A 24,919-nucleotide genomic window follows, 5' to 3' on the forward strand; every position below is an offset into this window, starting at 1 on the left:
CCGGCGCGGAAACGCCGTCCCTTTGCGGGTCCGTTCCGGAAGCAGGATGGCGTCGCTCCCCACCGGGGGCGGCGCCGTTCGCGTTTACAGGTTCGGCCGCCGGGGGCTGGACGCAAGCTCCCTCTCGCGCAATCGGCAAAACCGGCTTAAGCAACGCGGATGCCGAAACTCGAAATCATCGAAGGCGCCGACGATGGCGCCATCGCCGCCTGGTTTGCCGAGCGCCTCAGGGCCGCGCTGGCGACCAGCCCGGACGACATCGCGATCACCGTCCCCGGCGGCTCCACCCCGTTCCCGATCTTCGACCGGCTGGCGGCGATGGACCTGCCCTGGCACCGCATCGCGGTCTGGCCGGGAGACGACCGCATCGTCGACGAGGATCATGCCGCCAGCAATGTCGGCAAGATCCGCGCCCGCCTGGAGCCGGTCGGCGCAAGGATCGTGCCGCTGGCCGAAGAGGCTCAGCCGCCGCACTTTGCCATCGCCTGGCTGGGCATGGGCGGGGACGGGCACATCGCTTCGCTCTTTCCCAACACGGACCCGCAGGTCGACGATCCCCACGCGGTCCGCCGGATCACCCCCGACCCGCTGCCGCCCGAAGCACCGTTCGACCGCCTGAGCCTGACGATCCCGGCGCTGACCGACAGCGACGAGATCGTCTTCGTGATCCGCGGTGCCGACAAGCGCGCCGTGTTCGACGCCGCGATCCAGGGCGAGCATGACCTGCCCGTCGCCCGGCTGCTGCGCGCGGCCCGGCACAAGGTGACCTGCTTCTGCTGAACGGCCTGCTGAACCTGCTCCCGGCGCCGCTGCACCGGACGCTCTACCGCCTGGCCCACTGGGGCCGCAGGCAGGTGTGGCGGGTGCGGCGCCCGCGTCTCGACGGGGTGCGGGTGCTCGCGCTCGATGCCCGGGGACAGGTGCTGCTGGTGCGACATTCCTACGGTTCGGGCAAATGGATGCCGCCGGGCGGCGGTCTCAACCGGGGCGAGGAGGCGGTCACGGCGGCGCGGCGCGAATTGCTGGAGGAAACCGGCTGCACGCTGGCCGATGCGCGGCTGCTCATGGTCGCCACCGAGGACCTCGTGGGCGCGAGCAATCACGTCCACATCGTCGCGGGCCGGACGCAGGACAGCCCGCATGTCGATGGCCGCGAGATCGTCGAGGCCCGTTTCTTCGCCCTCGATGCCTTGCCGTCACGGATGGCGGCGCGGCTTCCGGGCGAATTGCAGTTGTGGGTGTCCGAATATGCGCGATGACCGGGTGGAGGGCGCCGAGGCTGCGCCGATCGGCCTCGAAACGGAGCGCCTCCTGCTGAGACGCCCGATCCGCTCCGATTTCGAGCCGATGCGCCAGATGTTCTGCGATCCGCAGGTCGTTACCCATATCGGCGGATCTCCGCTTTGCCGTGCCGAGGCCTGGGCGCGGTTCCAGCGCGATGTCGGGCACTGGACGCTCGAAGGCTTCGGCCAGTTCACGGTGCTGGAGAAGGCGTCGGGCCGTTATGTCGGCAAGCTCGGCCATGCCCGCTTCATGCGCGACTTGGGCGCGCGGGCGGAAACCGAGGTGGAAATGACATGGACCCTGGCCTCCGGGTTCCACGGGCAGGGCTATGCCGCCGAGGCCGGCCGCGCGGCGCTTGAATGGTTCGATGCGCACGGGGCGCGGCGCACGGCTTGCATCGTCGCGGAAGCGAATCTGGCGTCGCTGAAGCTGGCGGAAAAGCTGGGCTACCGCGAGGTCGACCGGCTGACGGGCGCCAGTGGCGCGCGGGTCGTGCTGGTGCGCGAGGGGTGACGGGGGGCGGGTTGATGGGGGAGGGGGTGACGGGGGGCCGGGACGACCGTCCGGCCGGATCGCCTCTTCTGCTAGAGTAGCGGCAATTGCCCATCCTTGGGCGGCCGGCTGTCTTCCTCGCCGCGTTCCAGCGCCGAAAGCGTCAGGCCCATTAGCCGGATCGGCTGGGGCAGGGGCAGCAGCTCCTCCAGCAGCGCATGGCCGAGGGCGGAGAATTCCGCCTTGTCCGCCACGAAATGGTGCAGCGAACGCGCGCGGGTGAGCGTCTGGAAATCGGCGTAGCGTAGCTTCAGCGTGACCGTGCGCCCGCGGGCTTCGGCGCGCTGCACCCGCTCCCAGACGATGTCGACGATATTGCCGAGCGTCTCGCGCAGGGCTTCGGTGCCCTGGATGTTGTCGAAGAACGTGCGCTCGCCCCCTACCGACTTGCGCGGGCGATTGGCGCGCACTTGCCGCAGGTCCACCCCGCGCGCGGCCTGGTAGAGGTATTCCGCGAAGCTGCCGAACTGCGCGCGCAGGAAGCCGATGTCCCGGGCGCGCAGGTCCGCGCCGGTCTCTATGCCGAGCCGCGCCATCTTCTCGGCCCCGCGCGGGCCCACGCCGTGGAAACGGCGCACCGGCAGGACGGCCACGAACTGGGCGCCCTTGCCGGGGCGGATCACGCAGAGCCCGTCGGGCTTGTTCTGGTCGCTGGCGAGCTTGGCCAGGAACTTGTTGTAGGAAACCCCGGCGCTGGCGGTCAGGCCGGTTTCCGCCTTGATGCGCCGGCGGATCTCCTCGGCGATGCGGGTGGCGGAGCCGATGCCCTTGAGATCGGCGGTGACGTCGAGATAGGCTTCGTCCAGCGAGAGCGGTTCGACATGCGGGGTATAGTCGTGGAAGATCGCGCGGATCTGCTGGCTCACCTCGCGGTAGACCTCGAAGCGGGGCTTGCGGAAGATCAGGTCCGGGCAGAGCCGCGCCGCCCGGGCCGAGGGCATGGCTGAACGGACGCCGAAAGTGCGCGCCTCGTAGCTGGCCGCGGCCACCACCCCGCGCAGCGAGGAGCCGCCCACCGCCACCGGCTTGCCGCGCAGGGCGGGATCGTCGCGCTGTTCCACGCTGGCGTAGAAGGCGTCCATGTCGACATGGATGACCTTGCGCAGGCCGTCCGCTTCGTCCCCGGCGGCCGATTCGGTTTCGTGCGCTGCCATCATGGTCCTATAGGCCGCGGCGATATAGGCCGTATACGTCCAAGAGCAGGGACCGGCAAAAGCACGGGCCGGTAAAAGCATGAGCCCGGGCGCGAAAAAGCTGGCCAGTCCGGTCCAAGTGCTGCATGCGCCGGGGATGACCTCCGACACAGCGAATCCCGCGCCGTTTCCGATGCGGGGGGTCGAGTTCGTCGTCCTCATGGCCGCGCTGCAGGCTCTCCAGGCGCTCTCGATCGATATCATGTTGCCCGCTCTGGGCGAGATCAGCCGCGACCTTTCGGTCGTCGATCCCAATCAGCGACAGCTGATCGTGGGGGTGTTCCTGATCTGCACGGGCCTCGGCTCGCTGTTTCCCGGCGCCATCGCCGACCGTTACGGACGCCGGCCGGTGCTGCTCTTCGCAATTGCCGCCTATGTCCTGAGCGCGCTGGCCTGCGCGGTGGTGACCACGTTCCCGATGATGCTGGCCGCGCGCGCCGTGGCGGGGCTGTGCACTTCGGCGCTGATGGTCATGCCGATGACGGTCATTCGCGATCGCTTCGAGGGCGACCGGATGGCGAGCATGCAATCGCTGGTGTCGATGACGTTCATGGTCGTGCCGATGATCGCGCCGATGGTGGGGCAGGGCGTCATGCTGGTGGCGGGATGGCGCTGGATATTCGGCCTGATCAGCGTGCTGGGCACGTGCGTCTGCATCTGGACGGCGCTGCGCCTGCCCGAGACGCTCCACCCCGATTACCGCCAGGAAATCCGGCCCAGGGTGATCGCCACCAACATGGCGCTCACGCTGCGCACGCGTGAGGCCGTGGGCTATCTCTTCGGCGTGGGCTTCGTGCAGGGCGCGATGTTCGGCTATATCAACAGCGCGCAGCAGCTGGTGGCCGAGCACTTCGGCGCCGGCTTCTTCTTCCCCGCGGTGTTCGGCGGCATGGCACTGGTCATGGCCTCCACCAACTTCGTCAATTCGCGGATCGTGCAGCGCTACGGCGCGCGGCGCGTCTCGCAGACGGCGCTGTTCGGCTATATCGCCAGCTCCGTGCTGCACTTCTTCCTCGCTCTAGAGGGCGAGACGCTGTGGGTCTTCATTCCGCTGATGACCTTCTCGATGTGCATGATGAGCTTCATCGGCTCGAACTTCCAGTCGATCGCGATCCAGCCTTTCGCGCGCACGGCGGGGGCGGCGGCCTCGATCATGTCGTTCGTGCGGATGGTGATGGGCGCCGTGCTGGGCGCGCTGATCGGGCAGGCCTATGACGGCACGCCCCGGCCGATCCTGGCATCGATGGTGGCAGCAGGGCTGACGGCGCTGATCTTCGTGCTCTATTCCGAGCGCGGCAGGCTGTTCCGCCGTCTCAACTATCCTCCCGGCTACTACGCGCCCGGCAAGCGTCCCTGAGACGCGGCCGCTGCGCGCTTTCGGCGGCGCCGGACATGAAAAAGCGATCCAGGGCGCGTGGCCCCGGGTCGCTTTTTCGTGCCGTCCGCCTCACCTGTGGCAAGGCGGAGCGATCACCGTGTCGGTGCTAGACCGCTCGGCCGCCGCGGAAGAGCTGGACGAGGCCGACGACGATCGCGATGACCAGCAGGACGTGGATCAGCGCGCTCGATACGTGGAATACCACGAAGCCGAGGAGCCAGAGGACCAGCAGAATGGCGGCAATGGTGAAGAGCATGGCGGTTCTCCCTAATTGTTACAAATTGTGAAACGCACCGGGGGGCGGGAGGCTCCCACCGGTTCGCCGTGGTTTTCATATGTTTCATGGCGCTTGGCGCGAATCCGGGCAGGATCGGGCCGCGTAACGGTTCGTCTCAGGCGCGGCGCGGGCGGCAGATTGGCAGGGGCGCTCCGGTTGTCCGCCGGGGCAAGTCGCGGCATGGTCTCCCTGCGACCGCGAATCGCCCTTGGGCGCATCTCGCCGCGAGTTCCTCGGGTCCACCGCATATCGTTTCGCAGAGCCGCAAGGTCGGCCGCGACGTCCAGCAAGCCGGAGCCTTCGGGCTTTCGTTTTCCCGGATCGCCTGTGGTCCTGCCCCGCGCAAGGCAGGCGTGGCCCCGGCTTTCTCAGTGGATGGCCGTGTGGCGCATCCCCCCGTTCATCAAGTCTTGGCCAGGGCTCTCAATTGCCGCCGCGAGAGAGCGGGGCGGGGCGCGTCCCCTGCCGCGTCGGACAGCCTGCGCGCTTCTTCGAGCGCCGACCAGACATGAGTCAGCTTCTCGCCGCGCGAGGTGCTGACGCGGTGATCCCAGGCATGGGCGCCGAGGCGTTCGACTTCGCGGGCGATGCCGCCGTAGATATTGGCTGCCGAGAGCACGGCCCAGCGCTGGCGGAAAGCCAGGCGCGTCGCGCCCACTCTGGCGGAGCTTTCGTAGTCCCGCGCGAGGGCGCAGGCGCGGGCCACCATCGGCACCAGTACCGCCCGGTAGTGCGGCTTGGTCACTTCGCCGGGCGGAATGTCCGCCTCCACCAGCCATTCGATCGGCAGGTAGCAGCGCCCCTGTGCGTCGTCTTCCCAGAGGTCGCGGACGATATTGGCGATCTGGAAGGCGATGCCGAGGTCGCAGGCGCGGTCCAGCGTATCGTCGTCATCGGGCGCGACGCCCATGACCGCGGCCATCATCACGCCCACCGCGCCGGCGACGTGATAGCAATAGCGCAGCATGTCCGCCTGTGTCCGCGGGCGCCAGTCGGCCGCGTCGAGGGCGAAACCGGCCAGGACATCCTCGACCATGGCGTCCGTCAGCGGCACTTCGCGCGCCAGTTGGCCAAGTGCGTCGAAGGCAGGCGTTCCGGTGGTTTCGCCCGCCATCGCCAGTTCGGTGAGGGTGCGGATCGTCGCCAGCCGGTCCTCGGGCGAGAGTCGGGTGCCGAGCCGCACCGGGCCGGTGGCGCGGCCATGATCCTGCTCGTCGGCAATGTCGTCGCAGGCGCGGCACCAGGCGTAGAGCAGCCAGACGCGCTCACGCGTCTCGCGGTCGAACAGGCGGCTGGCGGCGGAGAAACTCTTCGATCCCTTGCGGATGGAGCGGTGGGCCTCCTTGACGAGGCGGGCGCGATCGAGCGCCACCCCGCCCTGGAGCATGCCGTTTCGGGCCGCGGTTTCGAGGAGGTTGTCAGTCGCCACCCGCAAGCCTCACAGCGTGTCCGGGTCCATCCTGACGATCGGGACGATCGGCTCGTGGGCCTCCATGCGTTCGAGCAGGAGGTCGAGTTCGGTCTCGGCCAGGATGATGCCCTGGTGGGCCGGGCGCACGAAGCCGACTTCGGCCATGTGGCGGTTGAAAGCCAGCAGCCCGTCGTAGAAGCCGAAGGAATTGAGCACGCCCACCGGCTTGTCGTGATAGCCGAGCTGGGCCCAGCTTACCGCTTCCCACAGCTCGTCCATGGTGCCCACGCCGCCGGGCAGCACCAGGAACGCGTCGGACAGGCGCGTGAACTCGGCCTTGCGCTCATGCATGGTCTTGACGACGTGAAGCTCGGTGCAGTCGTGGTTGGCCACTTCGCCGCCCTTGCCGCCGGCGCCGGTGAGGGCCTCGGGGATCACGCCGATCACTTCGCCGCCCTGTTCGAGCGCGCCGGCAGCCACGGCGCCCATCAGGCCCAGGCGGCCGCCGCCGTAGACGACGCCGATGCCGCGGGCGGCAAGGGCCGAGCCCACGTCGCGGGCAAGCTGGACGTAGCGGGGATCGGCGGGGGTGGCGGAGCCGCAGTAGACGGCGATGCGTTTCATGACTCAGGTAGCCTTCAGTTGTACCCGCGCGCCGTCCGGCAGATCGCGGGTCTGCCGGGCGAGGTCGCCGGTCAGGTAGATCAGGTCGACGAGGTCGATCCGGACCAGGTTTTCATGCCCATAGTCGCCGGACAGGATCGCGGAAAGCGTCCGGCTATAGACTTCCCCCAGGACCGTCAGGCCAAGCCGCTGCGTGGCCGCATCGACCAGCGCATCGGCGCGCCAGATGGCCTTGGTTTCGGGCAGCGCCATGTGGCGCCGCGCCGCGGATTCGTCTCCCAGAGGAGTCACGGCCAGTATATCGGGATCGACGTAGTGGAACGTTCCCTTGCGGTCGATCGCCAGCAGGTGCCCCATCAGGCTCTGGCCGGCGATCTCGGCGAAGTCCACCCCGGTCCAGCCCCAGGCCAGGTTCAGGGCGTGGAGCGCCCTGGCTGGCTCGGCTACCGTCATTTTAACCCTTCCAGCATCAGCTTCGCAGTCGCCTTGGCCGAACCGACGACGCCGGGAATGCCCGCGCCGGGATGGCAGCCGGCACCCACCAAGTAGAAGTTCTTCAGCTTGTCGTCGCGATTGTGGCCGCGGAAATAGGCGCTCTGGGTCAGCAGCGGTTCGAGGCTGAAGCCGTTGCCGTTATAGGCGCCAAGGTCGCTTTCGAAGTCCGGCGGGGCGTAGCGGAAGCTGGTGACGATGCGGTCGTCGATGTCCGGGATCAGCCTGCGGCCGACTTCGGCCAGGATCCGCTTTTCCAGGATCGGGCCCACTTCCGCCCAGTCGATCGGCAGCTTGCCCATGTTGGCCACGGGGACCAGCGCGTAGAACGTGCTCTTGCCCGCCGGGGCCATCGACGGGTCGGTGACCGTCGGGTGATGGAGGTAGATCGAGAAGTCGCGCGGCAGCACGCCGTGTTCGAAGATGTCGTCGAGCAGGCCCTTGTAGCGTGGGCCGAACAGGATCGTATGGTGCGGGATGCCGGGCCAGGTGCCTTCCAGGCCGAAATGGACCACGAAGAGGCTGGGGGAGAAGCGCTTCTTCTTCAGCTTGTGCGCCATGTCCTGCCCGCGCTGGTTGCCCGAGAGCAGCTCGCGGTAGGTATGCATGATGTCGCCATTGCTGGCGATCGCGTCGAAGCGCTGCTTCCAGCCGCTTTCGGTCTCGACCTCGGTGACCTGATCGCCCAGCGTGTGGATCTGCACCACCTTTTCGCCGAGGCGCAGCGTTCCGCCCAGCCGCTCGAACAGGCGCGCCATGCCTTGCGCCAGCTTGTTGGTGCCGCCCCGCGCCCACCAGACCCCGCCGTCCTTTTCCAGCTTGTGGATCAGGGCGTAGATCGCGCTGGTGGTCATCGGGTTGCCGCCCACCAGCAGGGTGTGGAACGAGAGCGCCTGGCGCAAGTGCTCGTCCTTCACATAGTGGCTGACCATCGAATAGACCGAGCGCCACGCCTGATAGCGGGCCAGCGCCGGGGCGGCCTTCACCATGCTGGAGAAATCGAGGAAGGCCTCGTGCCCCAGCTTGACGTAGCCTTCCTGGTAGACCCCGGCGGCGTAGCGCACGAATTCGTCGTAGCCCGCCGCATCCCGCGGGGCGACGCGGGCGATCTCGCGGCGCAAGGCCACTTCGTCGTTCGAATAGTCGAAGGTGACGCCGTCGGTCCAGTTGAGCCGGTAGAACGGCATGACCGGCATCAGGTCGACGTCGTCCGCCATGTCCTGCGAGGAGAGCGTCCACAGTTCGCGCAGGGCATCGGGATCGGTGATGACGGTGGGGCCGGCGTCGAAGGTGAAGCCATCGCGCTCCCAGACGTAGGCGCGGCCGCCCACTTTGTCGCGCGCTTCCACCAGCGTGGTTTCGATGCCGGACGTCTGCAGCCGGATGGCAAGGGAGAGACCGCCGAAGCCGGCGCCGATGACACAGGCCTTCTTCATCGGTTACGGCTTTCGGTTGCGGGCGCTAGGTCCGCCAGCGGATAGCCGCGTCCAGCAAGGCTGGCCATCGCCGCGCCCAGCGGTACCGGCGGCTTGCCCGCCAGCACGCGCGCCATGTCGGCCAGGGCGGGACGGCCCGCGTAGAAGCGCTCGATCAGCGTTTCGGGAAGGGTGTAGAACCGCGCGAGCACGGCCCGGCGTTCCTCCGGGCGCGCGGCCCCGAACAGCATGCGCGTCAACATCCGGTAAAAGCGCCCCCCGCGCCAGTGATTTGCGGCCCATGCATGACTCGTCCTTCCTAGGCTGTCGCCGGAGAGGTTGTCGAGAGTGGTCAGGTGCATGGCAAATCTTACAGCATCGGGAAAGGAATAGGATGTCATCGGGTTAAGCAGTGCGGCGCGCGTTCCGGCCCGGGCAACGGAGGGATCCGGCGCGCAGTTCCAGAACTTCTCGAAATCGCCGCCCGCGATGACCGGCAGCACGCCCGTCTCCTCATAGGTGACGGAATCGACATGCCAACCCATGCCCTGGGCGTAATCCCCCACGCGCTGGCGCAAGGCGGCGGCATCGAGCCGGTGGTCGCTGGAATAATAGGTGTCCTCGACGAAGACCTCGCGCGCGCCGAAAGGCAGGCAATAGACGAAACGATAGCCGTCGAGCTGGTCGACGCGGGCATCCATCACCACCGGCCGTTCCAGGCCGTGCGGCACCGAAAGATGCAGCATCTGGCCAAGGAACTTCTGCCAGCCCCCTGCCATATGGGGCAAGCCGTGAGTGCCGCGCGCGTCGATCACCGCCCGGGCATTCAGGCGCCGGCCATCGCCCAGCACGACGTGCTGCGGGCCGGCTTCGGCCACGGCAACGCCAGTGAGCAGGGCTTCGGCGGGCAGGGCGGCGCGGACCATCATGTCCAGCCGCTGGCTGGTCACGCTGGCATAAGGCGTGGCCAGCATCCGCGAGTAGCCGGGAAAGTGGACGTCGTAGCCGCTCCAGCGCCGGGCGATCAGCGGTTCCACCAGGTCGCGGTGCGCGGGCGTCACGTCGGTCTCGAAGAAGGACCAGACATGGTCCCCGCCCAGCCGGTCTTCCCGCTCCACGAGGAGGACGCGCAAGTCCGGCCTGTGCCGCGCCATGGCGAGCGCGATCAGCGATCCGGCGAGGCCGCCGCCCAAAATTGCCAGATCGGAGGAAAAAGTGGCCATCGGAGTACCGTTTAAGGACAGGTTATGCCTGCCGCAACTTGGCAGGGCACGGGCTTTGCGGCATTGTGATGACAATGACCGAGGAATTGACCGTCTGCAGCGCTTCTATCGAGGATGCCGCAGCCATTACCGAGATCTATGCACACTATGTGCTCGAAAGTACCGCAACTTTCGAGACGGAGCCGCCTGACCTTGCGGAAAGCGAGCGCCGGATCCGCGATATCGTCGATGCCGGCTATCCATTCCTCGTCGTGCGCGAAGGCGGCGCGGCAGGCGAGCAGGGCCGCGTGATCGGCTTCGGCTTCGCCCATCGCTACGGCCCGCGTGCCGGTTATCGCTACAGTGTGGAGACGACGATCTACGTCGCACCGGCCTGCATCGGGCGGGGCATCGGCGGACGCCTGCTCGCCACCTTGCTCGAAGAGTGCGAAACGCGCGGTTTCCGGCAAGCCTTCGCGGTCATTGCCGAGAGCGAACCGGCCTCTGTCGTGCTTCATGCCCGCGCGGGTTTCCGCCCGGTTGCGACGCTGGACGGGGCGGGGTGGAAGCACGGCAAGTGGCTCGACGTCTTCCTCATGCAGCGCCAGCTCGGCGAGGGCGACCAGAGCCTTCCGCAACAGGCTGCATGATCCGGGTCGGATAAAGTTCCCGAATATTTTGCCATTTTTTCAATCCATTCCGGAGGTACTCCGGGGCAACCCTTAGGGGTGTGCAGGCGTTGCGCGGGGAAACCTGACAAGGATTCCCATGCGCATACCCCTGATCGCCGCTCTCGTTTCCGGCGCCTGCATCTCCGCTTTTTCGGCAACGGCTGCCTTTGCGCAGGAGGCTGACGCTTCCGACAACGTCTATGAGCGCGATCACCTGACGATCGGCGTCGGTGCCCTCTACGGCCCGAGCTACGAAGGTTCGGACGATGAGACTTTCTCGCCCATCCCGGTGGTGCAGGGGCGGTACAAGGGCATCGAGGTCAATCCCCGTACCCGCGGCCTTGCCTTCAACCTCATCCCCTCGACCCGCGGCTCCAAGATCGACTTCTCGGCCGGTCCGGTGTTCGGCGTGTCGTTCAACCGCAACCGCCGCATCAAGGACGATGTCGTGCGCGCCGCCGGCAAGCTCGATGCCGCCATCGAGGTGGGCGGAACGGCGGGCGTGACGGTCAATCGCCTGCTCAATCCCTACGACTCCCTCACCGTTTCCGCGGATGTGAAGTGGGACGTCAACGGCGCTTACGGCGGCATGGTCTGGCAGCCGCAGGTGACCTACATGACCCCGGTCAGCAAGGCGATGGTCGTGGCGGTGAACGCCCGCGCGCACCATGCCGACGGCGACTACGCCCGCTATTACTACTCGGTGACGCCCGAGCAGTCCGCCGCGTCCGGCCTGCCGGTCTACGAAGCGAAAAGCGGCTGGGACACGGTAGGTCTGGGCGCCCTGGTCGGCTACGACCTCTCGGGCGACTTGCGCGATGGCGGTTTCGCACTGTTCGGAGCGCTCAATTACTCGGCCATGCTGAAGGACGGCAAGAACACGCCCTATACGTCGCTTCGCGGCAGTTCCGACCAGTGGACCGTCGGCGCGGGCATCGCCTACACCTTCTGAGGCGGTCCGGCCGCCCTTCAGCCGCGCAGTGCGTGCCGGACGCGTTCGCGCAGGTCCGGCAGCACTTCGGCCTCGAACCAGGGGTTGCGCGCCATCCACATGCGGCTGCGCCAGGCAGGATGCGGCAGGGGGAACAGTCCCTCCGGCGCATCCCGCCATCGGTGCACGGCCTCTGTCAGGTTCGGCGCGAAACCACGCGGCAGGTAGCGCTTCTGCGCGTATTGGCCCACCAGCAGGGTGAGCCGAAGTCCCGGCAGCGCCGCGAGCAGGCGGGCGTGCCAGAGCGGCGCGCAGGCCGGCTGCGGCGGCAGGTCGCCGCCTTTACCCTTGCCCGGATAGCAGAATCCCGTCGGCATATGGGCGATGAGCGCGGGATCGTAGAATGTCGCGCTGTCGATCCCGGTCCAGTCGCGCAGACGGTCGCCGCTGTCGTCATCGAAGGCGTGACCGCTGGCGTGGACCTTGCTGCCCGGCGCCTGCCCGATGATGAGCAGCCGCGCGCTGGGCGCGGCCTGCACCACCGGCCGCGGAGCGTGGGGAAGACGATCCTCGCAGAGGCGGCAGGCACGAATGGCCGTCAGCAGGTCGGGAAGATCGGTGGCAAGCGACATTGTCCTCGTTCAGATGGCGCGCCCCTGGCCTCTCCGCAAGCGGGACCGGAGTGAAAGGGCGAAATGCGGGGACCGGACGGCTCGTCGATCCTCCGGGCCGGGATGTCACATTCTCAACCAATTAAGTTGATAATACCCGCCAGCTGTCGCTAGACAGGCACATTGCATACCCAACGGAGCTTGCCCTTGAATACTCAGAACGGAACCGGCGCGCTTCCTGTCGCGATCGTGGGTGCGGGGTTCAGTGGAACCCTGCTGGCGATCAATCTCCTGCGCAACGGCGTCCGCGTCGTCCTGATCGAGCGCAAGGACGCCCAGCTCGCCAAGGGCCTGGCCTTCGGCACCCGCTGGCCCGAGCATTTGCTCAACGTCCGCGCCGCCAACATGAGCGCTTTCCCCGACGACCAGGCCAATTTCCTGCGCTGGATCGGCCATGCCGGAGACGAGCAGGCCAACCGCTTCGTGCCGCGCCTCTCCTACGGGCTTTATTTGCGCGAATTGCTGATCCGGGCGCTGGCCGATGCCGGGCAGGACGCCCTGATCGTCAACGGGGAAGCCTGTTCGACCCGGTTCGAGGACGGCCGCGTCGTCGTCGAGATGGCGGATGGGGATTCCATCGAGGCCCGGGCGCTCGTGCTGGCGCTGGGAAATTTCCCGCCTTCGCCGCACCCCGTCCTCTCCCTCATCCCCGAGGATCGCCGCTTCACCGACCCCTGGCAGCCCGGCACGCTGGAGAAGATCGACGAGATCGACCACGTCCTGCTGATCGGCACCGGGCTGACCGCGGCGGACATGGTGCTCTCGCTTGACAAGGCGGGCTTCCGGGGCCGGATCACCGCACTTTCGCGCCGCGGGCTCAAGCCGCAGGCCCATTCCGAAAGGGGGCCCTCGGTCGATTACGTGCCAGCGCCCGAAGAGCGCGGATCGCACCTGATCGCCCGCGTTCGCGGGCGCGCGGCGGACATCGGCTGGCGTGCCGCCGTGGACGAGCTGCGTCCGCATACCCAGAATCTCTGGCGCCGCCACGATGAGGCCGGGCAGCGCCGTTTCCTGCGCCACTTGCGCCCTTACTGGGATGTCCACCGCCACCGCCTTGCCCCGGACGTCGCGCGGCGCATTGCCGAGATCGAGGCCGAAGGGCGGCTGGAATTCGTCGCGGGCAAGCTGGTCGGCGCGGAGCCTACGGAAAGCGGGGTCGCCGTGACGTACCGCCCGCGCGGGGAGGACCGGCTGGTGCGGCTGGAGGTATCGCGCACTATCAACTGCACCGGACCGGAGGGCGACCTTCTGCGCAGCGGCGCGCCGCTGGTGAAGGACCTGCTGGCCCAGGGCAAAGTGCGCTCGGACGCGCACCGGCTGGGGCTGGACGTCGATCATCTCGGCCGGGTTCGGGATGGCGACGGCGAGCCGCAGGACACGCTCTTTGCGGTCGGCCCGGTCACCAAGGGTGAGGCCTGGGAGATCGTCGCGGTGCCGGATATCCGGCGGCAGGTGTGGAACCTTGCGCGCTATCTGGCGGATGCGCACTGGGTTGGGGGCGAGGGGCTTTAAGGCAGGGAGAAGACCCGGGGGATGATCCCCCGGACCCTCGGAATGTCACCATTGCGCGCACCCTATCCGTCGTGCGCTCCCTGCGGCGCAGCCAATACGTCTCCCGACGCAGCCATGGGCGCACCAGGCTGTTGGTCCGCGTGACCTGGACAGTGTTGGGGGTGCAGGGGGTGTTGACCCCCTGCTTCTCCCTTTTCCTCAGAACTCCTTGCGCAGCATGATCCCGCCATAGCGCTTGTCGTCACGCGGGACGTAGCGGACGATCCCGGCCAGCGTGCCGTTGGCAAGGAAGTTCGAGTAGCTCTGGTTGGTGATGTTCTTCACGAACCCGCGCAGCTGCCAGCCGTCGTTCGCGCCGATCAGCGCCACGCTGCCGTTCCAGATGTAATAGCCCGGCTGGATCGTGCCCGGCGTCTCGGTCAGCTGGTACTGGGTGCGGCTCTTGAGCGTGATGTCGGTCTGCACTTCGAGGTCGATCGCGTCCGACAGGGCGAAGCGGTAGGCGGCGTTGCTGTAGAGCTTCCACTTCGGCGCGAACGGCAGGACTTCGCCGTTGATGTTGCAGCTGGACGGCGCGCCTTCGGGGCAGATGAAGTTCAGCACCTTGGCGTCGGTATAGGCCACCGAGGTGTCCAGCGAGAGACCCGGGATCGGACGCAGGCCGAAGTCGAGTTCCACGCCCTTGGTCTGCACGGTTCCGGCGTTGATCAGGCGGGTGACTTGCGCGCCGCCGACCACGTCGTTGTAGTTGGCCTGGTAGTTGTGGAACTTGGTCGAGTAGACTGCCAGCGCATACGTGATCTGGTGGCCCAGCGCCGAGCCCTTGATGCCGCCCTCGAACGAGTCCGAAGTTTCAGGCTTCAGCGCGATCTCGTCCAGCGGCGTGGTCGCGTTGAGCGAGCGCATGTTGAAATAGGCGTTGTAGGCCGGGCCCTTGTAGCCGCGCGAATAAGTGAAGTAGGCCTGGTTGTTCGGCAGGAAGTCCGCCTGGAGGCCGCCGCGATAGGAATCGCCGCGGGTCGAGGTGGAGCCGGCCGAATTGTGGTAGGCACGGATGCCCGCCACGTCGAGCGCGGTCGATCCCGAATTGGTCGGGTCGTTGCTCGACGTGCGGACGTGATAGTAGCTGAGGTCGTCCCAGGTCGAACGATAGCCGGCGATGGCACGCAGCCAGGGGGTGAAGTTGAAATTGGCCTCACCGAACAGGGCGTAGTTGTCGCTGGTCACCCCGTAGTTCGCCACGCCCGACACCACGTTCTCGGCACCGGAAATCAGGCGGGTGAGCGTCCGTGAATAGACTTCGTCGGTCTTGGCGTGGAGGTAGTAGGCGCCCACGACGTAGTCGATGAACTTGCCCTTGGGCGAGGTCAGCCGCAGTTCCTGCGAGAACTGCTTGTTGTCCACGATGCCGCGGTCGTCGCCTTCGGGGAAAGTGGCCGAAAGCTCCGAAAGGGCGTCGTAGTCCTGGTGCTGGCGGTTCTTCCATTCGCGGTAGGCCGTGATCGAGGTGACGGTGTAGTCGCCCAGGCCCCACTCCGCGGTCAGCGAGCCGCCGTAGTTCTTGTCGCGCACGTCGGTGTCGAAGTTGGTGCTGACTTCGCGGTTCTCGGCGCCGGGGGTGATGCCCTGGCCGGCGAGGAACGAGGCGAGCGCCGGGGAATTGGTCACCGCGCCGGTGGGATAGGCGATCTGGCTGGTGCGCAGGTAGACGCCGCTCGGGGTGGTGTCGTGCGAGTAGAGGTAGTCGCCCGAAAGGGTGAGCTTCAGGGTGTCGGTGGGCGTGGCTTCGATCTTGGCGCGGGCGCCGTAACGCTCGTAGCCGTTGACCTCGTTGCCGGTGGTGACGTTGCGAACGTTGCCGTCGTAATTGGCGTATAGGCCGTCGATCCGCGCGGAGACGTTCGGGGCAAGGCCGCCGGTGACGCCCGCCTTGATGCGGTATTCCTCATCGGTCGTGGCCGAACCTTCGGCGTAGGCGTGGAATTCCTGCGACGGGGCCGCGGTGACGACGCTGATGACGCCGGCCGAGGCGTTCTTGCCGAACAGCGTGCCCTGCGGGCCGCGCAGCACTTCGATGCGCGAGACTTCGCCCACGTCCAGCGTGGCCTGGCCCGGGCGGGTCAGCACGACGCCGTCGAGCACGGTGGAGACCGAGGATTCCACACCCGGCGAGGTGCTGATGGTGCCGACGCCGCGGATGAAGACCGTGCGGTCCTTGTTGGATGCGCCGTTGCGGAAGTCGACCGAAGGCACCGTGGCGCTCAGGTCCTGGAGGTTGTGGATCGCGCGGTCATTCAGCGATGCGCCGCTGACGGCGGTAATGGCGATCGGCACCTGCTGCAGCGATTCGTCGCGGTAGCGCGCGGTCACGACGATCTCGCCGGACGCGGTGTCCGGTGCATCGTCGGCATAAGCGGCGGCCGGGAACAGTACCGCGGAGGCCAGCAGCAGGGTGCGGGCGGCGCGGAGCGAGGTCATGGTCATTCGGATCTCCCTTGGTCGCGCGGATCTATAGTCAACCGTTTTGGTTGAGAAAGATAGTTTTCCTTTAGTCGCCCTATGCGTGGGACGAGGTGGTGTCCTCTGCCGGGACAATCCGGGGCATGGTGAGCTGAATCCAGCCGAGTGCAAGCAGGTAGGAAACCGCAGCAAAACCGAAGAGCGGACCGTAGCCCAGCCCCGCCGCCAGCACGAGACCGGCGATCTTGCTGATCGCCGTGCCGCCGAGGTTGCCGCAGAACGCGCCGAAGCCGGTCACGCGGCCGACTTTGTGGCGCGGGGTCACGTCGGCGATCAGGCCGAACAGGTTGGTCGAGAAGCCCTGGTGCCCGGCCAGGGTCAGCGCCATCAGGCCGACGGCGGGCCAGTAGCCATCGACGTAAAGCGCCAGCGGCACCGGCACCACGCAGAGCGCGGAAATCAGCATCAGCGTCTTGCGCGTGCGGTTGGCGCTCCAGCCGCTGGAAAGCAGGCGGTTGGCCGCGAAGCCCGAGATCAGCGAGCCCGCTGCCGAGCCGCAATAGGCCAGGGCCAGCGGCGGCCCCAGCTCGGTGCCGGAGAGGCCGAACTGCCGGTTGAAGTAGTCCGGCATCCAGAACAGCATCAGCCACCAGGTTGCGTCCGACAGCACTTTGGCCAGCGCGATGGTCCAGGTACGCCCTTCCTTCAGGAACAGCTTGTCGCCTGAAATCAGGTTGCCCGTGGCGGAAGGCTGGCGGTCGCCGAAGTCCACCCCGCGCGACGCCAGGAGCCAGGCCGCGACCCAGAACAGGCCGACCACGCCCGCCAGCACGAAGGCGGCGCGCCAGCCCCAGACCGCCGCCACCACCGGGATCGCCAGCGGCGCCAGGATCGCGCCAAGGCTGTTCATCGCATTCGAAAGCCCGAAGCCCAGAGAGCGCAGGTTCGGCGGGAAGATCGTGGCGATGGTCTTCACACCGGCGGGTGTGCCCATCGATTCCGTGGCGCCCAGCCCGACGCGGCAGAGCACGAACTGGCTGAAACTGTGCGCCCAGCCATGAGTCATCGCCGCCAGCGACCATGCCGCCACGCCCGCCGCATTGGCCCATTTCGCGCCCAGCCGGTCCACCAGCCACCCCGCCGCGAGGAAGCCGAACGCCGCGCCGGCCTGGAACCAGGCGGCCAGGGTGCCGTAGTCGTCGTCGCTCCAGCCGAGATCGGCGGCGATCGTCGGCTTCAGTACCGAGATAATCTGGCGATCCACGAGATTGAGCACGCCCGCCGTCAGCGCGAGAGCGAACAGCAGCCAGCGGCGGCGCGGGGACAGGGTCATGCGCGGCACGTCCGGGCTTTGGGGAAAATCTGCATCCCGGATCGTCTAGCGATGGGGGAGAGCAGGGGCGAACAAGAAATTCTAGGGCGGAGAGGGAAGAGAAGTCCTGGGGGATGATCCCCCAGACCCTCGGCCAGACCCTCGGAATGTCGATGCTGTGCGCCGCCTATGCGTCGTGCGCTCCTTGCGGCGCAGCTTGTACGTTGCCGACGCAGTCAATGTTCCGTCCCGGCCTCTTTTGCTCTCCCAACACTCGTCATTGCGAGGAGGCGAAGCCGACGCGGCAATCCAGAGCGGCGCGGAACCGCTCTGGATTGCTTCGCTGCGCTCGCAATGACGAAGGTTGGCTGGGGTATTGAGGTTAAAAAACCAGCGGCCCGTGATCGATCCGGGGCAGCACATGCCGCGCGAACAGGTCCGCCTCGCGCGCATGGGGGTAGCCGGAGAGGATGAAGGCATCGATCCCCGCCTCGCGATAGGCTTGGAGTTTCGCCAGCACCTGATCCGGATCGCCGACGATCGCCGCGCCGCAGCCCGAGCGGGCGCGGCCGATGCCGGTCCAGAGGTTGTCCTCGGCATAGCCGTCGTCGCTGGCGGTCTCGCGCAGCGCGGCCTGTGCCTGTACGCCGACCGACTGGGAGTCGAGCGAACGCGCGCGGATCGCCGCGCCCTCTGCCGCATCGAGGCGGGAGAGCAGGCGGTCGGCCGCGCCGCGGGCTTCCACTTCGGTCTCGCGCACGATGACGTGGACGCGGTAGCCGAAGCGCATGGCGCGGCCGTATTTCGCGGCGCGGGCGCGCATGTCGGCGATGGTTTCCTTCACCGCTTCCATGCGGTCCGGCCACATCAGGTAGACGTCACAGCCCTTGGCGGCCACTTCTCGGGCGGGTTCGGAAAGGCCGCCGAAGTAGAGCGGCGGGCACTTCGAACCAGGTGCGATCATGCGCGGCGCATCCAGCTTCAGGTTCCAGAACCGGCCCTGATGGTCGAGCGACCGGCCCGAGAGCAGGGTGCGCAGGATCTCGATGGCCTCGGTGGTGCGTTCGTAGCGGGCGGGGCCGTCGAGCGTTTCGCCGGGCATCTCGCTGGAGATGATATTGATGTTCAGGCGGCCGCCGCCCTCGCGGCCACCCAGGATCTGGTCGATGGTGGCGATCTGTCGGGCAAGTTGCGCGGGCCACATCTCACCGATGCGCACGGCCATCAGCAGCTTGATGCGGCGGACTTCGGCGGCGATGGCGGCGGCAAAGGCGGTGGTGTCGATGCCGAGCGCATAGCCGGAGGGCAGCAGCACATTGTCGAAACCGCCTTCCTCGGCGGCCATCACGATGTTGCGGCAATGCTCCCAGCTGGAGCGTAGCATCGGGTCCGGCTGGCCGAGGAATTCATAGTCATCGTCGCAGAGCGCCGAAAACCAGCTGATTTCGCAAGGGGACAGCGCGCTCACGGCAGGCGCGCTCCCATCGAGGCTTCCAGCACGGCATACCATTCCGGCGCGGTCCATTCGACCTTCAGCGCATCACGCGAGGCGAGGATGCGCTCGGGGGTCTGCGAGCCGACGATGGGAATCGCGCGCGAGGGGTGGGCCATGATCCACGACAGTGCGGCGGCGGCAGCATCGGTGCCGTAACGCGCGCCTTGCGCGGCGATCAGCTTCGCGACGGGGTCTTGCGAACCGGCGGCAAGGCGTCCGCCGCCCAGCGGCGACCATGCCAGCACCGCCACGTCGCGGGCCATCGCCTGGTCGAGCGTGCCGTCATAGAGCGGCGCATAGCGCGCGGCCGAGAACTCGGGCTGGGTCGAGACGATGGGGAAGGGCAGGTAGGCCTGGAGCGCGTCGAATTCGGCCGGGCTGTAGTTGGAAACGCCGATGGCCTTGACCTTGCCGCTCTCGACCATGGCGGCGAGGGTTTCGGCCACGTCGCGCGGGTGGGCCAGGAAGTCGCGGCGGTGGATCTGGTAGAGTTCGACCGACGGCAGGCCGAGGCGTTCGAGCGAGGCTGCAAGCGCCTTGTTCAGGTAGTCCGGGCTCGAATCGTAGGGCACGCCCAGGACGATGCCGCCCTTGGTGGCGATGGTCATCCGGTCGCGCAGGTCCGGGCGGGCGGCCAGCGCCTTGCCGAGCAGCAGTTCCGCGCCGCCGAAGCCGAGCGCGGCGTCGCAGCCGTAGATGTCGGCAGTGTCGAACAGGGTCACGCCTGCCTCAAGCGCCGCCTCGATGCGGGCGCCGATGGCGCCGATGTCGTCGTTACCGTCGGGTCGGGCGAGCCGCCACATGCCCCAGGCAATCGGGAAAACGGAAATTCCGCTCTTGCCGAGCGGGACGGGTTGGGCCGATAGGCGCATCGTCGATGGGGAGGTCATGGATCGCCACATGGCACACGGAGTTGCGAAATGGTAGATACGCTGCGTTACGGAATTGTCGGAACCGGGATGATGGGTGTCGAGCACATCCACAATCTCAAGATCCTCGAAGGCGCCGAAGTGGTCGCCATCGCCGATCCCGAGCCGACCTCGCTCGGCTGGGCCAGGGATGCCCTGGGCGAGAAGGCCGAGGGCGTGGCCGAATATGCCGACAGCGCCAGCATGATCGCCAATGCCGGGCTCGATGCCGTGGTGGTCGTCTCGCCCAATTTCACGCACCGTGCGGTGCTGGAGCCGCTGCTGGACAGCGACGCGGCGATCCTCTGCGAAAAGCCGCTCTGCACGACGATGGAAGACGCCCGCTGGGTGATGGAGCGCGCCGAGGCCCGCAAAGCGCCGTTCTGGACGGGCATGGAATACCGCTTCAGTCCGCCCGCCAAGGCCTTCATCGACGAGATTCATGGCGGCAAGGTCGGCCGCCTGCAGATGCTCTCCATCCGCGAGCATCGCTTCCCGTTCCTGGTGAAAGTGCGCGACTGGAACCGTTTCTCGGTCAACACCGGCGGCACCATGGTGGAGAAGTGCTGCCACTTCTTCGACCTCATGCGCCTGATCACCCGTTCGGAGCCGGTGCGCGTCTACTGCTCGGGCGCGATGGACGTGAACCACGTGGATGAGCGCTATCAGGGCCGCCAGCCCGACATCATCGACAACAGCTTCACCACGGTCGATTTCGCGGACGGCAGCCGCGCGCTGCTCGACCTCTGCATGTTCGCCGAGGGCGCCGAGCATCAGGAAGAGATGAGCGCGACGGGCGACAAGGGCCGCCTCGACGTCCTGATCCCGCCGGGCGATCTCGTCTGGTCGCCGCGCGTGCCCTGGCCCGGTCCGAAGGCGGTCGAGCGCTGGCACGTCGCGGTGGACGAGGCGGCGATGGATGCCGGCTCGCACCACGGCGCGACCTTCTACCAGCACGAGGCCTTCGCCCGCGCGGTTCGCGGCGAGGGCGAAGTGCAGGTGACCGCGCGCGACGGCCTGATGGCCGTGGCCATCGGCGCGGCGGCGGAACTCAGCGCCCGCGAGAAGCGCGTGGTAGAGATGGCCGAACTGCTGGGCTGAAGCACAGGCGCTGAATGCTGATTTGAAGAAGGCGTTGAAGAAGGCGTCGTCCCGGATCAAGTCCGGGACGACGTGTTTCTCTCCCCAACCTTTCGTCATTGCGAGCGTAGCGAAGCAATCCAGAGTCGCGCAGAGCCGCTCTGGATTGCTTCGCTACGCTCGCAATGACGAAGGGGGAGGGGGGAGGGGCGCGCTTTTTCCTGCATCCTCACCCCACCTCCAACGCCCGAACACACGGGCGCCGGACGGAGAGACCGGTTCCCGGCCAAGGCAAAATAAGTTCGGCGACCATTTGGCGCGAAACCGCGATCCCGACGATCAATGGGCTCCAGACCCGCGGAAATGCAGGCAACCGGCCGGAAAATGTCCGGAATTCCGCTTTGTGGAACTGTTGCGCAGCCGTCACATATCGACCCACTTGCGCCCGGGATATACCCCTAATGGGCAACTTTGACCGTAGGATCGCCGTTTCCCGGTGACCCCCGACCTACTTCAAGGACCTATTATGAATATCAAAGCCACCACGATCGCCGCGCTTTTCGCGGCGGGGATCGCCGCGCAGCCTGCGTTCGCGCAGGAAGGTTCGGAAGTCGCTTCGAACGGCACGAGTTTCCGCGGTATCCGCGTAGAAGCCAATGCCGGCGGCGATCGCTTCCAGTCCGAAGGCAATCATAACGACAAGTTCGGTTACGGCGGCACCGTCGGCTTCGACGGCACCCTGGGCGACCGCTTCGTGATCGGCGCCGAAGGCAGCTACTGGCGCCCCGGCAACGGCAATGAGAACTGCACCGGCCTGGCCGACGGCAACAGCATCTGCCACAAGGGCTTCGAGGAATGGGGCGCCGCCGTGCGCGCCGGCTACCTCGCCACCCCGCAGCTGCTGGTCTTCGCCAAGGGCGGCTACGTCAACGGCGAACAGCGCCGCCGCATCGACGGCCCGACCGGCGACACCCTCGTCTACGATCACTACAAGGCGGACGGCTATCAGGTCGGCGGCGGCGTGGAATACACGCTCACCCAGGGACGCCTGCCGGTCTACGTCAATGCGCAGTACGTCTATTCGGACTACCACGGCCACTCGGCACGCCAGCGCGTGATGGGCGGCGTCGGTATCCGGTTCAAGTAATCCTGTAATCCGCGATTCTTCGCAGGGAGTGACCCGGGCCGTCTTTGCGGTGGCCCGGGTTTTTCTTGTCCAGCCTTTTTTCTGGGCCCGTTCTCAGGCGCCCGCCACGCGCAGTGTCGTGAGCGAGGATGAATAGGGCACCACCAGCGCCGCCGCGCGCTTCCAGTCCCCCCGCAGCCAGAGATCTTGCGCTTCGGGCGGGAGGATCACCGGCATCGCGTCCCGGCCCTCGGCCCGCAGCGCAGCATTGGCCTCGCACGAGAGCAGGGCGAAGCTGGGCACTTCGCTGTCCTTCCACACAGCGGCCATCGCGAAGATCGGCTGGTCGGCAGCGCCGAACCAGTTCTGGCGGCGCTTGCCGTCGCGCGGGTCCACCTTGCCCCATTCCATGAACGCAGTGGCGGGCACCAGGCAGCGGAACTCGCTGTTGCGCAAGTTGCCGATCCAGAACGGGCTTTCCAGATTGCGCACGGTGAGGATGCCGTGGCGACGCTCGCCAAAGGCGGCGGGCGGGGGCGGCACACCCCAGAGGCGCGGCACCATGCGGCGCGGCTGGCGTTGCTCCGGCCGGGGTCCGGCCACGAATTCGCGCCCCATCGTCACCACCGGCGCGAACCCGCCGCCCGAAACCGGGCCGCCGCGCCACGGGTCCTCCCCGGCTGCGGCGCCCATGGCACGGGCGACATCGCGGGCGGGTGCGTCGAGGCGATAGATGATCGGCATGTCGCCGGTCGGCCTAGACGGACGGGATCGCCCCGTCTATCGTCCGCCCATCCCCGGGGAGCTTGTGCCCAAGGTTTTCGTTTTGCGAAAGCCGGAAGGAAACAAATGGCTGAGAGGGGCAGGTCACGCTGCCCGACCCGTTGAACCTGAACCCGTTAACACGGGCGGAGGGAAGGGCGGGCCACAGGACTCATCTGTCGCGACCTTTCTTTCGTCCATAAGCCCTAGGAAAATCGCTTATGGCCGACATCAATTCCACACTGGAAATCCCCCTCCCGGGAGGGCACTTTGATGTTACCACCGGGCCCATTCGCGGGTCTAAGAAGATCCATGTTGCGCCGCTTGGCGTTGCCATGCGGGAAATTCATCTGGAGCCGGGATCGGGCGAGGCGCCGGTGCGTGTCTACGACACCTCCGGTCCCTACACCGATCCAGAGGTGAACATCGACATCGCAGCGGGTCTCGCTGCCAAACGCCGCGAGTGGATACTCGCCCGCGGCGATGTGGAGGACTACGCAGCCCGCGCGGTAAAGCCGGAGGACAACGGCCAGCTCGGCCCGGACCGCTCGGGCGGCGTCCCGGCCTTCCCCAACGTGGTCAAGCGCCCGCTGCGCGCCAAGCCGGGCAAGAACGTCAGCCAGATGCACTACGCCAGGGCCGGGATCATCACGCCGGAGATGGAATACGTGGCCGAGCGCGAGAACCTCGGCCGCGCGATGCTGAAGGAATATGCGCGCGACGGGCAGGACTGGGGTGCCGCTATCCCGGATTACGTGACGCCGGAGTTCGTGCGTGAGGAAGTGGCGCGCGGCCGGGCGATCATCCCCTCCAACATCAACCATCCCGAGAGCGAGCCGATGGCGATCGGCCGCAATTTCCTGGTTAAGATCAACGCCAATATCGGCAACTCCGCCGTGGCCTCCGACGTGGCGAGCGAGGTGGACAAGATGGTCTGGTCGATCCGCTGGGGCGCGGACACGGTGATGGACCTTTCCACCGGCCGCAACATCCACGACACCCGCGAATGGATCATCCGCAACTCCCCCGTGCCGATCGGCACCGTACCGATCTATCAGGCGCTGGAGAAAGTCGGCGGCATTGCCGAGGATCTGACCTGGGAGGTCTTCCGCGACACCCTGATCGAACAGGCCGAGCAGGGCGTGGACTACTTCACCATCCACGCCGGCGTGCGCCTGCCCTTCGTGCCGCTCGCCGCCAAGCGCGTGACCGGCATCGTCAGCCGGGGCGGCTCGATCATGGCCAAGTGGTGCCTCGCCCATCACCGCGAATCGTTCCTCTACGAACGCTTCGACGAAATCACCGAGATCATGAAGGCCTACGACGTCGCCTATTCGCTGGGTGATGGCCTACGCCCCGGCTCCATCGCCGACGCCAATGACGAGGCGCAGTTCGCCGAACTCTATACCCTGGGCGAACTGACGAAGCGGGCGTGGGCGCAGGACGTGCAGGTGATGATCGAGGGGCCGGGCCATGTGCCGATGCACAAGGTGAAGGAGAACATGGACAAGCAGCTTGAGGCTTGCGGCGAAGCGCCGTTCTACACCCTCGGGCCGCTCGTCACCGATATCGCGCCGGGCTACGACCACATCACCAGCGGCATCGGCGCGGCCATGATCGGCTGGTACGGCACGGCGATGCTTTGCTACGTCACGCCCAAGGAGCATCTCGGCCTGCCGGACCGCGATGACGTGAAAGTCGGCGTCGTCACCTACAAGCTGGCAGCCCACGCCGCCGATCTCGCGAAAGGCCACCCCGCCGCCAAGGTCCGCGACGATGCCCTCAGCCGCGCCCGGTTCGAGTTCCGCTGGCGCGACCAGTTCAACCTCAGCCTCGATCCCGACACGGCGGAGCAGTACCACGACCAGACGCTTCCGGCCGAAGGCGCCAAGTCCGCGCATTTCTGCTCGATGTGCGGGCCGAAGTTCTGCTCGATGAAGATCAGCCAGGAGGTGCGCGATTTCGCGGCGAAGCAGAACCAGCCCTCGACCGGCTTCATCGCGGCGGAAGAAGGCGGCAAGCTCGCCATTTCCGAGGCCGAGGCGGGCATGGCCGAAATGAGCAAGGTGTTCCGGGAAACCGGCAGCGAACTCTACATGGGGGCGGGAGACCGCGAACACGACTGAGCGATATCGAAGCCGGTTGGAGATAACGCCGTCCCGG

General features: G+C 67.1%; 23 protein-coding genes and 1 riboswitch. Of the genes, 10 read left to right on the forward strand and 13 right to left on the reverse strand.

Features of this window, described 5'->3' with window-relative positions; translation table 11 throughout:
• The first annotated feature begins 159 nt into the window (after nt 1-159).
• The 3 genes from EDF58_RS19035 to EDF58_RS19045 all read left to right on the forward strand — a co-directional run bounded on the left by EDF58_RS19035 (nt 160) and on the right by EDF58_RS19045 (nt 1,797).
• On the forward strand, nt 160-780 hold the full coding sequence (locus tag EDF58_RS19035) for a 6-phosphogluconolactonase (RefSeq protein ID WP_132268411.1): 621 nt from the start codon (nt 160-162) through the stop codon (nt 778-780).
• An 83-nt stretch (nt 781-863) separates the two neighbouring features.
• Nucleotides 864-1,259 (forward strand): NUDIX domain-containing protein, encoded by a 396-nt coding sequence (locus tag EDF58_RS19040; protein WP_243654368.1) that lies wholly within the window; start codon nt 864-866, stop codon nt 1,257-1,259.
• Nucleotides 1,249-1,797: a GNAT family N-acetyltransferase gene (locus EDF58_RS19045; RefSeq protein ID WP_165921486.1), complete on the forward strand. Its 549-nt coding sequence runs from the start codon at nt 1,249-1,251 to the stop codon at nt 1,795-1,797. The genes EDF58_RS19040 and EDF58_RS19045 overlap by 11 nt, the downstream gene beginning before the upstream one ends.
• Before the next feature lie 71 nt (nt 1,798-1,868).
• Here the strand turns inward: EDF58_RS19045 and dinB are convergent, their stop codons facing one another.
• Complete coding sequence (gene dinB / locus EDF58_RS19050) at nt 1,869-2,990, reverse strand: DNA polymerase IV (protein WP_132268757.1); 1,122 nt, start codon at nt 2,988-2,990, stop codon at nt 1,869-1,871.
• Between the two features lie 136 nt (nt 2,991-3,126).
• Between dinB and EDF58_RS19055 the strand changes: the two genes are divergently transcribed.
• Complete coding sequence (locus tag EDF58_RS19055; RefSeq protein WP_132268415.1) at nt 3,127-4,386, forward strand: multidrug effflux MFS transporter; 1,260 nt, start codon at nt 3,127-3,129, stop codon at nt 4,384-4,386.
• 127 nt (nt 4,387-4,513) lie between these two features.
• On the opposite strand, the gene EDF58_RS19060 is transcribed toward EDF58_RS19055, so the two are convergent.
• The 6 genes from EDF58_RS19060 to crtY all read right to left on the reverse strand — a co-directional run bounded on the left by EDF58_RS19060 (nt 4,514) and on the right by crtY (nt 9,849).
• Entirely contained in the window at nt 4,514-4,663 is a 150-nt protein-coding gene (locus EDF58_RS19060) for a lmo0937 family membrane protein (protein WP_132268417.1), read from the reverse strand.
• Between the two features lie 424 nt (nt 4,664-5,087).
• The gene (locus tag EDF58_RS19065) at nt 5,088-6,071 is read right to left on the reverse strand and encodes a phytoene/squalene synthase family protein (protein WP_132268759.1); all 984 of its coding nucleotides are present in this window, start codon (nt 6,069-6,071) and stop codon (nt 5,088-5,090) included.
• 51 nt (nt 6,072-6,122) lie between these two features.
• Complete coding sequence (locus tag EDF58_RS19070) at nt 6,123-6,719, reverse strand: TIGR00730 family Rossman fold protein (protein WP_132268419.1); 597 nt, start codon at nt 6,717-6,719, stop codon at nt 6,123-6,125.
• A 3-nt stretch (nt 6,720-6,722) separates the two neighbouring features.
• Nucleotides 6,723-7,172 carry a hypothetical protein gene (locus EDF58_RS19075; RefSeq protein ID WP_132268421.1) on the reverse strand — a complete coding sequence of 150 codons (450 nt, stop codon included), beginning with the start codon at nt 7,170-7,172 and terminating at the stop codon, nt 6,723-6,725.
• Nucleotides 7,169-8,647: a phytoene desaturase gene (locus EDF58_RS19080; protein ID WP_132268423.1), complete on the reverse strand. Its 1,479-nt coding sequence runs from the start codon at nt 8,645-8,647 to the stop codon at nt 7,169-7,171. The genes EDF58_RS19075 and EDF58_RS19080 overlap by 4 nt, the downstream gene beginning before the upstream one ends.
• Nucleotides 8,644-9,849, reverse strand: a complete 1,206-nt coding sequence (gene crtY / locus EDF58_RS19085; protein WP_132268425.1) for a lycopene beta-cyclase CrtY — start codon at nt 9,847-9,849, stop codon at nt 8,644-8,646. Before crtY ends, EDF58_RS19080 begins: the two co-directional genes overlap by 4 nt.
• 68 nt (nt 9,850-9,917) lie before the next feature.
• Between crtY and EDF58_RS19090 the strand changes: the two genes are divergently transcribed.
• The gene (locus tag EDF58_RS19090) at nt 9,918-10,478 is read left to right on the forward strand and encodes a GNAT family N-acetyltransferase (protein ID WP_243654369.1); all 561 of its coding nucleotides are present in this window, start codon (nt 9,918-9,920) and stop codon (nt 10,476-10,478) included.
• A 118-nt stretch (nt 10,479-10,596) separates the two neighbouring features.
• A complete protein-coding gene (locus tag EDF58_RS19095; protein WP_132268428.1) occupies nt 10,597-11,451 on the forward strand; it encodes a MipA/OmpV family protein in 855 nt (284 codons plus the stop codon).
• A gap of 17 nt (nt 11,452-11,468) precedes the next feature.
• Here EDF58_RS19095 and EDF58_RS19100 read toward each other — a convergent pair whose 3' ends face one another.
• Nucleotides 11,469-12,062 carry a uracil-DNA glycosylase family protein gene (locus tag EDF58_RS19100; protein WP_132268430.1) on the reverse strand — a complete coding sequence of 198 codons (594 nt, stop codon included), beginning with the start codon at nt 12,060-12,062 and terminating at the stop codon, nt 11,469-11,471.
• A gap of 186 nt (nt 12,063-12,248) precedes the next feature.
• Between EDF58_RS19100 and EDF58_RS19105 the strand changes: the two genes are divergently transcribed.
• Nucleotides 12,249-13,613, forward strand: a complete 1,365-nt coding sequence (locus tag EDF58_RS19105; protein WP_132268432.1) for an FAD/NAD(P)-binding protein — start codon at nt 12,249-12,251, stop codon at nt 13,611-13,613.
• Nucleotides 13,614-13,811: 198 nt separating this feature from the next.
• Here the strand turns inward: EDF58_RS19105 and EDF58_RS19110 are convergent, their stop codons facing one another.
• From EDF58_RS19110 to EDF58_RS19125, 4 genes are all read right to left on the reverse strand, one after another.
• Nucleotides 13,812-16,097, reverse strand: coding sequence for a TonB-dependent receptor (locus tag EDF58_RS19110; protein ID WP_132268433.1), 2,286 nt, complete (start codon nt 16,095-16,097; stop codon nt 13,812-13,814).
• 73 nt (nt 16,098-16,170) lie between these two features.
• Nucleotides 16,171-17,406 carry an MFS transporter gene (locus EDF58_RS19115; protein WP_132268435.1) on the reverse strand — a complete coding sequence of 412 codons (1,236 nt, stop codon included), beginning with the start codon at nt 17,404-17,406 and terminating at the stop codon, nt 16,171-16,173.
• A gap of 361 nt (nt 17,407-17,767) precedes the next feature.
• Nucleotides 17,768-18,853, reverse strand: coding sequence for an LLM class flavin-dependent oxidoreductase (locus EDF58_RS19120; RefSeq protein WP_132268436.1), 1,086 nt, complete (start codon nt 18,851-18,853; stop codon nt 17,768-17,770).
• The gene (locus EDF58_RS19125; protein WP_243654370.1) at nt 18,850-19,770 is read right to left on the reverse strand and encodes an aldo/keto reductase; all 921 of its coding nucleotides are present in this window, start codon (nt 19,768-19,770) and stop codon (nt 18,850-18,852) included. Before EDF58_RS19125 ends, EDF58_RS19120 begins: the two co-directional genes overlap by 4 nt.
• 30 nt (nt 19,771-19,800) lie before the next feature.
• Between EDF58_RS19125 and EDF58_RS19130 the strand changes: the two genes are divergently transcribed.
• Both EDF58_RS19130 and EDF58_RS19135 read left to right on the forward strand, forming a co-directional pair.
• A complete protein-coding gene (locus EDF58_RS19130; protein ID WP_207913047.1) occupies nt 19,801-20,889 on the forward strand; it encodes a Gfo/Idh/MocA family oxidoreductase in 1,089 nt (362 codons plus the stop codon).
• A 505-nt stretch (nt 20,890-21,394) separates the two neighbouring features.
• A complete protein-coding gene (locus EDF58_RS19135; protein ID WP_132268439.1) occupies nt 21,395-22,015 on the forward strand; it encodes an outer membrane beta-barrel protein in 621 nt (206 codons plus the stop codon).
• A 93-nt stretch (nt 22,016-22,108) separates the two neighbouring features.
• On the opposite strand, the gene EDF58_RS19140 is transcribed toward EDF58_RS19135, so the two are convergent.
• Nucleotides 22,109-22,738 carry an SOS response-associated peptidase family protein gene (locus EDF58_RS19140; RefSeq protein ID WP_132268441.1) on the reverse strand — a complete coding sequence of 210 codons (630 nt, stop codon included), beginning with the start codon at nt 22,736-22,738 and terminating at the stop codon, nt 22,109-22,111.
• Between the two features lie 44 nt (nt 22,739-22,782).
• Nucleotides 22,783-22,928, forward strand: a riboswitch (TPP riboswitch).
• A gap of 49 nt (nt 22,929-22,977) precedes the next feature.
• Here EDF58_RS19140 and thiC point away from each other — a divergent pair.
• A complete protein-coding gene (gene thiC / locus EDF58_RS19145; protein ID WP_132268442.1) occupies nt 22,978-24,882 on the forward strand; it encodes a phosphomethylpyrimidine synthase ThiC in 1,905 nt (634 codons plus the stop codon).
• Nucleotides 24,883-24,919 lie beyond the last annotated feature (37 nt).

The sequence above is a fragment of the Novosphingobium sp. PhB57 genome (assembly GCF_004342985.1).
Classification (GTDB): domain Bacteria; phylum Pseudomonadota; class Alphaproteobacteria; order Sphingomonadales; family Sphingomonadaceae; genus Novosphingobium.